The sequence below is a fragment of the Allobosea sp. RCC_152_1 genome (assembly GCF_041360765.1).
Taxonomy (GTDB): Bacteria; Pseudomonadota; Alphaproteobacteria; order Rhizobiales; family Beijerinckiaceae; genus Allobosea; species Allobosea spartocytisi.
Window position 1 is genome coordinate 748,770 of the sequence record NZ_JBFUPU010000001.1, and the last position, 12,168, is coordinate 760,937.

Sequence of the window (12,168 nt, forward strand, 5' to 3'; positions counted from 1 at the left end):
ATGTTGCAGCGCCAAAACACCGGCCTCGCGGGCTGGTCTGGTTAACGCTTTGTGAATTTCGGCGGTCAAAGCGTGGCTCGCCTGCAACACCAGTTTCCAAAGCACCCCCCAGGCGACCTCTGGGGTCCGATCATGGTTGATCGGCAAGTCCGCTTTCGTATGGTGGAAATGCGTCGGGACGTTCCCGGTCGCTGTTTTTCGTCTTCGCCTCTGAATTGGGTCAGGGACGTGGGCGAAAGACCGGGAAGAGGCAGGTTCTGCGATCAGACGACAAGTCTGGGGCGGGGGGCAAGCCGAAGCCCGAGGGTCTCGAAACTCTTTTGGAGGTTACCAAATGAAGCTCGTCAAGAGCCTCCTCCTCGGTTCCGCCGCCGGCATCGCCGCGGTCGCCGGGGCTCAGGCCGCTGACCTTCCCTCGCGGAAGGCCGCTCCGGTCGAATACGTTCGCGTCTGCACCGCCTACGGTGCCGGCTTCTTCTACATCCCGGGCACCGACTCCTGCCTGCGCATCTCGGGCCGCGTTCGCGCCGAGTACGCTATCGGCACCCGCTACAGCGACTATCAGGATGCCTACGGCACCCGCGCTCGTGGCCGTCTGAACATCGACGTCCGCACCGCGACCGCCTACGGCACGCTGCGCACCTTCATCCGCTACGAGCTGACGAACAACACCGGCATCTACGGCGCCGGCGGCGTCACCCCGTTCAACGTCGGCGCGACCGTCCCGGGCTTCGTCCGCGGCGCTTCGTCGACCTCCACCGGCTCGCTGCTCGACCTGGCCTTCGTCCAGTTCGGCCCGATCACCGCTGGTCGCGCTCAGTCGTTCTTCGACTTCTACGCTTCGGACCTGAACTTCGCTTCGGTTCGTACGGCTGACTCGCGCGTCAACCTGCTGGCCTACACCGCCACCTTCGGTTCGGGCTTCTCGGCCACGATCTCGGCGGAAGACCGCACTTCGGGCACCGTCGGCCGCGAGCTGCCGGGCGTCTCCTTCAACCCGCTCGTCGGCGGCGGCGCTGGTGCGGCCTTCGTTCAGGGCCAGGACTATCCGGATCTGATCGCGTCGCTGCGCGTCGATCAGGGCTGGGGTTCGGCTCAGCTGTCCGGCGCTGTCGGCCAGCGTAAGTACGCCACGGCTGTGGCTCTCAACGCTGTCAACGGCGACGAGATGATCTGGGCCGTCCAGGGCGGCGTGAAGATCAACCTGCCGATGCTCGCCGCTGGCGACGCCTTCTGGCTGCAGGCTGCTTATGCTGACGGCGCTCTCGGCTACCTCGGCTGGTCCGCTGGCAGCCTCGGCCTCGGCCGCATCGGTGGTCTGACGCTGGCTGATGCCGCGATCAACCCGATCACCGGCAATGTCGAGAACTCGAAGGGCTGGTCGGTTGTTGCGGCGTTCCGCCACTTCTGGACCCCCACCCTGCGCACCGAGATCACCGGTTCGTACTCTGAGCTGAAGCTCAAGTACCTCGACGCCGCTGCGGTTGCTTTCAACGGCGTCACCGCTCGCTCGGCTGACCCGAAGGAGTTCCTGCTCGCTGCCAACCTGATCTGGTCGCCGGTCTCCGGCCTGGATATCGGCGTCGAAGTGCTCTACTCGCACCTCGATGTTCGTTCGCCGGTCGGCCTCGTGAACAACGGCAACGCTCGCAGCGCGCTTCTCGGCATCAAGTCGGAAGACTCGGTTGCTGGCCGCCTGCGCATCCAGCGCGACTTCTGATCGCCTCTCGCGATCCTAGTCGGAAGCCCCGGGGAAACCCGGGGCTTTTTTTGTTGTCTATCTGTCCGCCGATGGTCGTCGCTGGCGGCTCCGGCCGATCCGGACTGATTGAGCCGAGCGGCCCGACGCATGGTCCTGGCGGGTGACGACGGCGCTGCGCCAGCTTGATTCGATAACTTGGGAATTGGCTCCAACCCCTTGATTGCAATGCCATCGAGGCGATGGGCTGGAGCCTTGGCCCGAAACGTGGCATTCCCTTGTCGGAACGATCCTGTGTTGGGATAAAAGAACGGATCGCGACGTTGCGTCCGCGCGGATGCGTGGCTGCGATCTGGCTGGCTTCGCTGCGGGGGCGGCGGGGAATGAGGGGCGAACGATGTCTCAACCGACGCGCTGGCTCTGGGGCGTGATTCCGCTGGCGCTGCTCTGGGGCGCGGGCAATCTGCTTCTCGACGATGCGATCCAGCGGGATGTCGCCAACCGGGCCGAGCGGGCCGTGGAGGCGAGCGCGGGAGCCACTCCGGGGGCGAGGCCGGTGACCGCGCAGGTCGAGGGGCGCGACGTCACGATCGGTGGCGAGGTCATGTCGTCAGACGGGGCGGCGAAGGCCATGGCCCAGCTGCGCGGGGAATTCGGCGTGCGCCGGGCTCTCGGCGGTCTGTCCCAGGTCGTTGCCCAGAAGCCCTATTCCTGGTTCGTCAGTCGCTTGCCCAATGTCGTGACCATCGGCGGCTTCGTCCCCGACCTCGCGGTTGCGGATGCCAATGTCGCCGCCGCCGGCGCGGCCTTGCCGGGTCTCAGGATCGACGATCGCCAGACGGTCGCTTTCGGTGCTCCCCAGGGATTCGCGGCGATGAGCGCCGCGATGATCGCCGCCTTGCCTCGGCTGGCGACCGGGCGGATCGCGCTGGATGACGGTCGCTTCTGCATCGAGGGCAAGGCCGCAACCCCCGAGGCGTTTCTGGCCTTGGAGGCGATCGGCACGAAGCCCCCGGTTGCCGGGTTCAGCGCCGTGTCCTGCGGTCTCGAGCCGCCGACGATCTCGCCCTATCGCTGGAGCGCGGCCCACGCGACGCCCGACGCGGTCGAGATCCAAGGCTTCGTTCCCGACGAGGCGACGCGAAGGCAGATTCTCGCAGCCTTCCAGACGGCCTTTCCGTCACCTGTCGCGATCCGTGACGGGATGTTGCCGGGCGTCGGCGCGCCGTCCGCTTTCCTCGCCAAGGTGAGGCGGGCCGCTTCGGAACTGGCCCGGCTCAGATCCGGCAAGGCGGAGATCGATGGCGATGCCTATAAGCTTTCGGGCCTCGGCCCGAGCGACTATGCCGCCTGCCAGGCGCTCCGGCTGCAGATCGCGCAGCTTGACGGTCCCGACTCGGTCGCGCAGGCGACGATCGAATGCCCCCCGGCGCCCCCTGAGCCGGTCATGCCGCCCTTGCCGGAGATTCCGGGCCCGGTCCTGCATGATGTGATTCCGGCGCCCGGACCCGATCGCGGCACTCGGGGGCAATCATCCCCATCCGGAGCGCCGCCCGCGGCTTCGGCTGCCGCGCCGCAAGCGCCGGCACCGCCGGCGAAACCGGTTCCGGTCGCCCCCTGGACGGCCCGGCTTTCCGGAGAGCGGCTGACGCTGTCCGGGGCCGTGCCCGATGCGGGGGCCAAAGCCAGCCTTCTCGCACAGGCCGGACGGCTCTTCGGCGGTGCGACAGTGGAGGACCGCATGGAGCTTGCGGCGGGCGGCTCCTCTGCCGCCGACTTCGCCGCTTCGGCCGGCTACGCGCTGGAGGCGCTGTCGAAGCTCAAGGCCGGATCGGTCTCGATCCGCGACAATGCCCTCTCGATCGCGGGCGAAGCCGCCGATGCGGCAGGCTGGCAGGGCTTGCAGGCCTTGCTGGCCGGTGCCCGCCCCGCGGGACTCGTGCTGCCGTCCGCCATGGCAACGGTGACGGTCCGGCCTTATGGCCTGTCGCTCTCGGCCGATCGCGGTGGCGCGGCCTTCTCCGGCTACCTGCCGGATGAGGCGACGCGCGCGGCGTTGCACGCCCTCGTCGCGGAAACGCCGCTCGCCGGCAAGCTCGAGGACACGACCGTGATTCTGCCTGGGGCACCGGACGGCTTCGCCCAGGCCGCCAAGGCCGTGCTCGCCGATCTGCTGCGGCTCGACATCGGCTCGGCGACGCTCACCGACCGGACGGTCATGTTGCGGGGCCTCACTTGCCGGGACCTGATCAGGAGCGAGGTCGAGACCAGCGCCGCGACGGGCCTGCCGCCCGGCTTCTCCGCGGATGTCGTCGTCAGCCAGCGCCAGACCGGTTGCGTCGTCGATCCGCCGGCGAGCTGCCAGAACGACCTCGACGGATTGACCCGGCAGAACCCGGTGCTGTTCGCGCAAGGCACCGCGGTGGTCGATCTCGACCCCGTGACCGAGCGCGTCATCGGCGAGGCTGCGTCCATTCTGAAGAAATGCCCGGGCGCGCGCGTCACCATCGAGGGCCACGCCAATCGCGACGGCGAATGGCGCGGCTTCGACAATCTCGACCTGTCGATGCGGCGGGCCGAGCGCGTGCGGGACGAACTGGCGCGGCGCGGCATCGATCCCGCCCAGCTCGTGGTGAAGGGCTATGGCAGCACGCGGCCGCTGTTGCCCTATGGCGCCGCCCAGGCGCGCGAGATGAACCGCCGGGTTCAGTTCACGGTGGCGAAGTAGGGAGGGGACCATGCTCTATCTCGCCAGCCGGTTCGTCTGGTTTCTCCTGGCCGCTCTCGTGCTGGGCTTCGTCATGGGCTGGATCAGCCAGAGCGGGTCTGCGCGCCGCTTCTGGAGTCGTGGCTGGAGCCTCGTCGCCTTGCTCTGGCTTTGCGGCGCGGCCCTGGCCTGGTTGCAGCTCGTCAACGGCGTGGCGGCGATGTGGCTCGAAACGGCCTTGCTCTTCGTCGCGGTCTATTGGCTCGGCTGCGTGGCGGGCACGCTGCTGCACCCGCTCGACGATGATGTGAAGGAAACGGCCACCGCCTCGGTTGCGACCGTATCGACGGCCGTGCCGGTTGCGGCCAACGAGCCCGCCATTGCCGCGGTTCAGGCACCGGCAGATGCCGGCCGGACGCTTCCGCCCGTCGAGAACGAGGAGGCGCTGCCCGGCCAGAGGCCTGCCGCATTGGCCGAGGCGCGCGGCGGCAAGGCCGACGACCTCAAGCTCATCAAGGGGATCGGCCGGCAGAACGAGGGGCGCCTGCACGGGCTCGGCATCTGGCATTTCGAGCAGATCGCCGCCTGGACTCCGGAGAACGTCGAATGGATCGGGGGCTATCTCGCTTTTCACGGTCGCATCGAGCGCGAGGACTGGGTCGGTCAGGCGAAGCGCCTGGCCACCGGCGAGACCACGGAATTCGCCGACCGCGCCCGCGCCGGGCTCGTCGAGACCTCGCGTGATGACGGCTCGGCCGGGCAGGGCAATGTCGCGGCGCTCGAAGGCGACGGCTTCGAAGGGCGGCGGCCGGAACATCTGCTCGCCGCGGCGCGGGATGGCAAGCCCGACGATCTGACGCTGATCAAGGGCATCGGACCGGCGATCGCAGCCGATCTCAACCGGCTCGGCATCTGGCATTTCGACCAGATCGCCGCTCTCGGCGACGAGGAGATGCGCTATGCCTCCGCCTTCGCAGGGGCGCCCGGCCGTGGCCTTTCCGAGAACTGGCGCGAGGACGCCGGAATCCTCGCCCATGGCGGCGACACGCAGCATTCGCGGACGCTGAAGGCCGAGCGCGCGAAGGCGAAATCCTGACGCATCGGACCGGACGCGCCGCGATCTAGCCCGCCCGCCGCTCCGCCTTGGCGATAAGCTTGCCGATGCGGCGGATCATGTCCTTGCTGCCGAGCAGCGGCGCATGGCCTTGTCCGGGCGCCACATGGGTCTCGCAATCCGGGTGGCGTTCGGCCATCTCCTGCAAGGTTTTCTCGGCGAGCAGGTCGGAATTCGCGCCGCGGATCGCCAGAACCGGCACGCCCTGCAAGGCCTCGAAATAGGGCCAGAGCACCGGCAGCGGCGCTTCGAGGTCGAGCTCTTCCAGCACCTTCATCAGGTTGGTGTCGTAGTCCGGCCGCAGCGGCCCGTCGCGATCGGTCCAGGTCCGCCGCGCCATCAAGTCCCATTCGGCATCGCCCAGCAGCGGAAATTGCTGGTCGGAGAGCCGCTTCAGGATCTCCGCGCCCTCCGAAAAGCTGCGCGGCTTGGGCAGTTTGCCGACATAGCCGCGGATGCGCAGCAGCCCGCGCGCATCGATGACCGGGCCGACATCGTTGAACACCACGCCCGTGATGACGGCAGGCCGCGCCGCCGCCAGCGCCATGGTGAGCAGGCCGCCGCGCGAGGTGCCGATGAACGCCGCCCGCTCGATGCCGGCGACCACCAGCACCTGCATCAAATCGTCGAGTTCGACGCGGATGTCGTAGTTCTTCCAGTTGGCGTCATAGGCCGAGAGGCCGCGCCCGCGATAATCCAGCGCGAGCACGCGGCGCGGCTTCGTCTCGTCCTGCGACAATGCGAGTGCGACCTCGTGGAAATCGGCGGCGGTACGGGCGAAGCCAGGCAGGCAGATCACCGGCAGCGCCGGCGAGGCGAGGGGGCCGTAATCGCGGGCATGCAGCCTGAGCCCGTCGGAAGCCGTGAAGAAGCGGGAAGCGAAGCCGGTGTCCATCCCCCGAGCTAATCGCGTCGGCCGCCCCGCTTCAAGTCGTAGTCGATCAGATAGGCGGTACGCTGGTTCAGCCGCTGCCGGTAGACCTGCAGATTCTCCATCACGCGCTGGACGTAGTTGCGCGTCTCGGAGAAAGGAATGCGCTCGACCCAGTCGACGGCATCGACTTCCGGATCGCGCGGGTCGCCATAGGCGGCGATCCACTTCTTCACATTGGGCGAGCCGGCATTATAGGCGGCGAAGGTCAGGATGTAGGAGCCGCGCCATTCCCTGAGCAGGTCGTTGAGATGGGCCGCGCCCATGCGCGCCGCATAGAGCGGATCCTGCCCCAGCTTCTCCCAGTCGAAGGGCAGGCCGGCCCGGCGCGCCGTCTCGCGGGCGGTCGCCGGCATCATCTGCATCAGCCCCCGCGCGCCGGCCTGCGACATGGCGGTCGGGTCGAAGGCGCTTTCCTGCCGCGCGATGGCGTGGACGATGGCGCGCTCCATCGGATCGCCCAGCACGTCGAAATCCGGCACGCCATGGGTCGGATAGGCCGCCTGGTCGAGCGGGAAGCCTCGCTGCAGCGCGGATTTGCCGATGGCGACGAGGGTGCGCGCATCGGCCTCCTTGCGGGCGATGGCCGCGATCGTCTCCAGCGCGGCGGCCGTGTGCAGGCGCTGCGCCAGATCGGCGAGCATCAGATTGGCGAGGTCGCGCTCACCGATCTTGTAGAGCAGGCGCACACCGCGATGGCCCGGTAGCGTATCGAGGCCGGCGGCGGCCGTGAGCCGCAGCGGCAGGTCGGCGAGGCCAAGCCTGGCCCGCGCGAGCTGCCCGTAATAGGCGACGGGCTGTTCGGCCGCCTTCCCGAAGGCCGCTTTCGCTTCTTCCGGCTTGTCGAGCGCCTCATAGGCGCGACCGCGCCAATAGGCGGCGCGCGCCACCGAAATCGGCGTCTCCGCCACGGTGGCGGCAGCGTCGAAATGCTTCAGCGCCGCCTCGGCGTTCTTCAGGAAGCGCAATGCGATGAAGCCCGCCTGCCATTCGGCTTCGATGCGTTCGGGCGCGTCCTCGGCGCCATGCCCCGCCGCGACCTCATAGGCTTTCTGCGCATTGCCGGCATCGAGCAGCTTGCGCGACAGGATGCGCCGTTCCTCCCACCAGCCATCGCCGTCGCCCAGCAGCGCCGGGTCGCGCGGAATGGCCGTCAGGGCCTTGGCGGCATCGTCGAGCTTGTCGCCGCGCCGCGCCTGCTGCGCCTGCAGGAAGGCGAAGGAGATGTCGCCGCGCAACGAGGCCGGCACGGCCGAGATCAGCTTCTCGGAGATCGGCCGCCGGGCCGCGGCGCTGGCGATGCGGGCGCGGGCCAGCGGGACATAGTCGGCCGAGACGCGCGCGGCGCTGCGCAGCGCCGCCGGCCCGTCCTGGCGGAACAGGTAGCGCTCGGTGCGCAGGCGATGGTCTTCCCTGGTCAAGGCATCGCCGAATTGCGCCAGGACGATCTTCTCCAGCGCCTGCCCGAACGGGTCCTTGCGCCAGCTTTGCCGGATGAGGGCGAGCGCATCGTCGCTCTTGCCTTCGTCCTTGAGCGCCAGCGCCAGCGCGATGCGCCCGGAGGGCGAGACCGGCTGCCGGCCGTGGAAGAAGGCGCGGATGACGGCGGGGCTCTTCTTTTCTGCGATCAGGGCCTCCTCGGCCCGGCGTCGAAACCGGGTGGTGGCCGGATAGTTCGGGTGATCGCGCAGGAAGGCGTCGATCCGCGTGAAGGGCACGACCCCGGCATTGGCATGGATCGCGACCCATTCCAGCAAAGCGCGGGTGCCCGGCTCGTCGATCCGCGCTGCGAGGGCGTCGCCGTCCGCCAGCGCGCCCTTGCGATAGGCCGCGACCGCCGAGCGCACCATCTCGAGATTGACCGTTTCGTCTCCCGGGAGCGCGGCAGGGGGATAGGGCGGCAGCGAGCTGGTGGTCTCGACGTCGCGGATCATGGCCAGCGTCTGCTGGCTGGCGAGCATGCCGTCGTCGCCCGCCCGGGTCGTGGAGGCGCAGAGCATCAGAGGCAGCAGGACGCCCGGCAATCGTCGCCGGAGGGCAGGCGAGGCCATGGCGTGTCTCCATCCTCGTGCTGGCATCGGATGATGGTCGGGGAAGCGGGTTGATGAAAGCTTAACTATGAAGCCACGCAATTTCATGGGTTGTTGGCTTTGCCTTGGCGAGGTGAGGGTTTATGTGTGACGGCCCGTAACCCCGTGTTTCTGCCTTTCAGGATCGTCCTCATGACCAAGCACCCCGCCTTTACCGGCTCGATGCCCGCTCTGGTCACGCCGTTCAAAGACGGCAAGGTCGACGAGGCTGCGCTGCGGGCGCTGGTCGATTGGCAGATCGAGAGCGGCTCGACCGGCCTCGTCCCGGTCGGCACCACCGGCGAGAGCCCGACGCTCTCCCATGACGAGCACAAGCGCGTCGTCGAGATCGTCGTCGCCCAGAACAAGGGCCGCGTTCCGGTCATCGCCGGTGCCGGCTCCAACAACACGACGGAAGCCATCGACCTCGCCGTTCACGCCGAGAAGGCGGGCGCCAACGCTCTCCTCGTCGTCACGCCCTATTACAACAAGCCCACCCAGGAGGGCATGTACCAGCACTTCAAGGCGGTGAACGACGCGGTCGGCATTCCGATCATCATCTACAACATCCCGCCGCGCTCGGTGGTCGACATGTCGGTCGAGACGATGGCCCGGCTCTACGAGCTCAAGAACATCGCCGGAGTGAAGGACGCCACCGCCAACCTCGCCCGCGTCTCGCAGCAGCGCCACGCCATGGGGCCGGATTTCATCCAGCTCTCGGGCGAGGACATGACGGCGTTGGCCTATATGGCGGCCGGCGGTCATGGCTGCATCTCGGTGGTCGCCAATGTCGCGCCGCGCCTCTGCGCCGACCTGATGGAGGCTGCGCTCAAGGGCGATTACGCCAAGGCGTTGAAGGTGCAGGACCGGCTGGTGCCGCTCCATGACGCCACCTTCAAGGAGCCGGGCCTCGCCGGCGCCAAGCATGGCCTGAAGCTGCTCGGCCGCATCGAGGAGGAGATCCGCCTGCCGCTGCTGCCGGTGACGCCGGCGACGGGGAAGGTGATCCGCGAGGCCATGGTTTTCGCCGGGCTGATGAATGCCTAAATAGGGATTGTGTTCGACCGGTCGCCCCGGCCGAAGCCAGGGATACCGGAACGATGTACGAGCCCAGTCACTTCAAGGTCGAGGACCGCGCGCAACTGCACGCGGTCATCCGCCAGCATCCGCTCGCCACGCTGGTGACGGTGGGCGAGGGCGGCCTGATCGCCAATCCCGTGCCCTTCGTCCTGCATGAGGATATCGGCGAGAACGGCGTGCTGCGGGCCCATCTCGCCCGACCCAACGCGCAATGGAAGGCGATCGCGGCCGGTGCCGAGACGCTGGTGATCTTCACCGGCGTCGAGCGCTATGTCACGCCTGCCTGGTATGCGACCAAGCGCGAGACCGGCAAGGTCGTGCCGACCTGGAACTACGTCACGGTGCAGGTGCGCGGTTCCGCCCGCACCATCGAGGACCCGGCCTGGCTGCGCGCCCAGCTCGAATCGCTGACGCGGCAGCAGGAGGCGCCCCGCGCCGAACCCTGGGCCGTGACCGACGCGCCCGAGCCCTTCATCGCGGCACAGACCCGCGGCATCGTCGGCATCGAGGTCGAGATCGCCTCGATCATCGGCAAGTTCAAGCTCAGCCAGAATCGGCGCGAGGACGACAAGCTCGGCGTTCTCAACGGCTTGAGCGCCGATCCTGAATCGGAATCGCAGGCGATGGCGGCGCTCGTCAGGGAACATGGATTCGGCGGGAACGCATGAAAAAGCCCGATCCAGAGCGCTACAGGCTCGCCGCCGATAATCGCAAGGCGCGCTTCAACTACGAGATCAAGGAAACCGTGGAGGCGGGCATCGCCCTGCAGGGGACCGAGATCAAGTCGTTACGCGGCGGCAAGGCGACGATCGGCGAGAGCTATGCCGGCCCGATGGGGACGGAGCTCTTCCTGTTCAACGCCCATATTCCGGAATATCTCGAGGCGAACCGCTTCAATCACGAGGTCCGCCGGCCGCGGAAGCTCCTGCTTCACAGGCGGGAGATCAACAAGCTGATGGGCGCGGTCCAGCGCGAGGGCATGGCCCTGATTCCGCTCAAGGTCTATTTCAACGACAAGGGCAGGGCGAAGGTCGAGCTCGGCCTCGGCAAGGGCAAGAAGCTCCACGACAAGCGCGAGACCGAGAAAGAGCGCGACTGGAATCGCGACAAGCAGCGGTTGTTGAAGAGCGGCGGGTAGGGCGGCGCCGGTCCCGCGCCAAACTCACCCCTCGACCGGCTCGTCGCCCTGGCGGATGCCGTAGCGCCGCTCCAGCCCGGGATTGCCGGGCGTCACCGGCCCGCCCGGCGCGCCGCCGCTGCGGGCACTGCGCTCGGCCGGGTCGCGTCCGATCTTCGGCATGAGCTGGGCGAGGTCGAGGAATTCGTCGCACTGGCGGCGCAGCTCGTCGGAGACCATCGGCGGGTTGGTCGAGATGGTCGAGACCACCCAGACCTTCACGCCCTTGCGCTGCACGGCTTCGACCAGCGGCCGGAAATCGCCGTCGCCGGAGAACAGGTAGATCTGGTCGAGATGCGGCGCGAGCTCGAGCATCTCGATCGCCAGCTCGATATCCATGTTGCCCTTCACGCGCCGGCGCCCGGTCGCGTCGGTGAACTCCTTGGCAGCCTTGGTGATGACGCGATAGCCGTTGTAATCGAGCCAGTCGACCAGCGGGCGGATGGAGGAATACTCCTCGCTCTCCACCAGCGTGGTGAAATAGAACGCGCGGATCAGGTTGCCGCGTCCCTGAAACTCGCGCAGCAACCGGCGGTAATCCATGTCGAAGCCCAATTGCTTCGAGGTTGCATAAAGATTGGCGCCGTCGATGAACAGCGCAATGCGCGGTGAGGCGGCCATGGCAACAACTCCTGCTGAAATGTCATCAAATATTCAAGATGGGGGCCAATCGCGTTGGAACAATGTCAATTCACGGAGAATGGCCTCGTTTCATATGACAATTGCGTGGCGATCTGTCGCGTAGGCCCGTTCCGTTGGGGCTGCCGGTGAAGCGGGCGGGGCTTGCGGCAATCGTTCCGGCGCCCGTCCATGCCCTGCTCATTTCCGGCCGAGGGGACGCGCCGGATTGCCGGCGACGGTCGCACCGGCCGGCACGTCGCGCGTGACCACGCTGCCTGCGCCGATGATGGCGTCGTCGCCGATCGTGACGCCGGGCAGGATGATCGCGCCGCCGCCGATCCAGACGTTGCGGCCGATGCCGACAGGCCGGCCGAATTCCAGCATCCGTGCACGCTCCCCGGGATCGCGCGGATGGTCGGCCGTCAGGATCTGCACGCCCGGCCCGATCTGCGTGCCCTGGCCGATCGCCACCGCGACCACGTCGAGGATGACGCAGTTGAAGTTCAGGAAAACGCCGTCGCCGAGGCTGATGTTGTAGCCGTAGTCGCAATGGAAGGGCGGCCGGATGGTGACGTCGCGCCCGACATGCCCGAGCGCTTCGCGCAAGAGCGCGGGCCTCTCCTCCGGCCTGGCGGTGGTGGCGTTGAAGCGTTCCATCCAGGCGCTGATGCGGCGCTGATCGGCGACCAGTTCGGGATCGTCGGCGCGATAGAGCTCGCCCGCGAGCATCCTGTCCTTTTCGCTGCGCATGGCGGCTGTCCCGTGCCCGG

10 protein-coding genes are annotated in these 12,168 nt (G+C 67.8%); 6 read left to right on the forward strand and 4 right to left on the reverse strand.

What is annotated here, in order from left to right; all coding sequences use genetic code 11:
• The first annotated feature begins 334 nt into the window (after positions 1-334).
• From AB6806_RS03440 to AB6806_RS03450, 3 genes are all read left to right on the forward strand, one after another.
• Entirely contained in the window at positions 335-1,720 is a 1,386-nt protein-coding gene (locus AB6806_RS03440) for a porin (RefSeq protein WP_191123409.1), read from the forward strand.
• A gap of 376 nt (positions 1,721-2,096) precedes the next feature.
• Positions 2,097-4,427, forward strand: coding sequence for an OmpA family protein (locus AB6806_RS03445; protein WP_370954118.1), 2,331 nt, complete (start codon positions 2,097-2,099; stop codon positions 4,425-4,427).
• Between the two features lie 10 nt (positions 4,428-4,437).
• Positions 4,438-5,502 carry a hypothetical protein gene (locus AB6806_RS03450; RefSeq protein ID WP_370954119.1) on the forward strand — a complete coding sequence of 355 codons (1,065 nt, stop codon included), beginning with the start codon at positions 4,438-4,440 and terminating at the stop codon, positions 5,500-5,502.
• A gap of 25 nt (positions 5,503-5,527) precedes the next feature.
• Here AB6806_RS03450 and AB6806_RS03455 read toward each other — a convergent pair whose 3' ends face one another.
• Together AB6806_RS03455 and AB6806_RS03460 are read right to left on the reverse strand one after the other, a co-directional pair.
• Positions 5,528-6,415: an alpha/beta fold hydrolase gene (locus tag AB6806_RS03455; protein WP_038368350.1), complete on the reverse strand. Its 888-nt coding sequence runs from the start codon at positions 6,413-6,415 to the stop codon at positions 5,528-5,530.
• Between the two features lie 8 nt (positions 6,416-6,423).
• Positions 6,424-8,502, reverse strand: coding sequence for a transglycosylase SLT domain-containing protein (locus AB6806_RS03460; RefSeq protein ID WP_185747820.1), 2,079 nt, complete (start codon positions 8,500-8,502; stop codon positions 6,424-6,426).
• A 171-nt stretch (positions 8,503-8,673) separates the two neighbouring features.
• On the opposite strand from AB6806_RS03460, the gene dapA reads away from it, so the two are divergent.
• From dapA to smpB, 3 genes are read left to right on the forward strand one after another with little or no spacing between them, the layout of a single operon-like run.
• Positions 8,674-9,567: a 4-hydroxy-tetrahydrodipicolinate synthase gene (gene dapA, locus AB6806_RS03465; RefSeq protein WP_038368349.1), complete on the forward strand. Its 894-nt coding sequence runs from the start codon at positions 8,674-8,676 to the stop codon at positions 9,565-9,567.
• Positions 9,568-9,620: 53 nt separating this feature from the next.
• Positions 9,621-10,268, forward strand: a complete 648-nt coding sequence (locus AB6806_RS03470; RefSeq protein ID WP_113254590.1) for an FMN-binding negative transcriptional regulator — start codon at positions 9,621-9,623, stop codon at positions 10,266-10,268.
• The gene (smpB, locus tag AB6806_RS03475; RefSeq protein ID WP_038368346.1) at positions 10,265-10,738 is read left to right on the forward strand and encodes an SsrA-binding protein SmpB; all 474 of its coding nucleotides are present in this window, start codon (positions 10,265-10,267) and stop codon (positions 10,736-10,738) included. The genes AB6806_RS03470 and smpB overlap by 4 nt, the downstream gene beginning before the upstream one ends.
• Positions 10,739-10,762: 24 nt before the next feature.
• Here smpB and AB6806_RS03480 read toward each other — a convergent pair whose 3' ends face one another.
• Complete coding sequence (locus AB6806_RS03480; protein WP_038368345.1) at positions 10,763-11,398, reverse strand: LabA-like NYN domain-containing protein; 636 nt, start codon at positions 11,396-11,398, stop codon at positions 10,763-10,765.
• A 198-nt stretch (positions 11,399-11,596) separates the two neighbouring features.
• Positions 11,597-12,148, reverse strand: a complete 552-nt coding sequence (locus AB6806_RS03485; RefSeq protein ID WP_142020691.1) for a sugar O-acetyltransferase — start codon at positions 12,146-12,148, stop codon at positions 11,597-11,599.
• Positions 12,149-12,168 lie beyond the last annotated feature (20 nt).

Coding starts and splice junctions, on each gene's coding strand:
- dapA (WP_038368349.1), top strand. CDS start 8,674: ATGACCAAGCACCCCGCCTTTACCGGCTCGATGCCCGCTCTGGTCACG.
- AB6806_RS03485 (WP_142020691.1), bottom strand. CDS start 12,148: ATGCGCAGCGAAAAGGACAGGATGCTCGCGGGCGAGCTCTATCGCGCC.
- AB6806_RS03445 (WP_370954118.1), top strand. CDS start 2,097: ATGTCTCAACCGACGCGCTGGCTCTGGGGCGTGATTCCGCTGGCGCTG.
- AB6806_RS03455 (WP_038368350.1), bottom strand. CDS start 6,415: ATGGACACCGGCTTCGCTTCCCGCTTCTTCACGGCTTCCGACGGGCTC.
- AB6806_RS03450 (WP_370954119.1), top strand. CDS start 4,438: ATGCTCTATCTCGCCAGCCGGTTCGTCTGGTTTCTCCTGGCCGCTCTC.
- AB6806_RS03460 (WP_185747820.1), bottom strand. CDS start 8,502: ATGGCCTCGCCTGCCCTCCGGCGACGATTGCCGGGCGTCCTGCTGCCT.
- AB6806_RS03470 (WP_113254590.1), top strand. CDS start 9,621: ATGTACGAGCCCAGTCACTTCAAGGTCGAGGACCGCGCGCAACTGCAC.
- AB6806_RS03480 (WP_038368345.1), bottom strand. CDS start 11,398: ATGGCCGCCTCACCGCGCATTGCGCTGTTCATCGACGGCGCCAATCTT.
- smpB (WP_038368346.1), top strand. CDS start 10,265: ATGAAAAAGCCCGATCCAGAGCGCTACAGGCTCGCCGCCGATAATCGC.
- AB6806_RS03440 (WP_191123409.1), top strand. CDS start 335: ATGAAGCTCGTCAAGAGCCTCCTCCTCGGTTCCGCCGCCGGCATCGCC.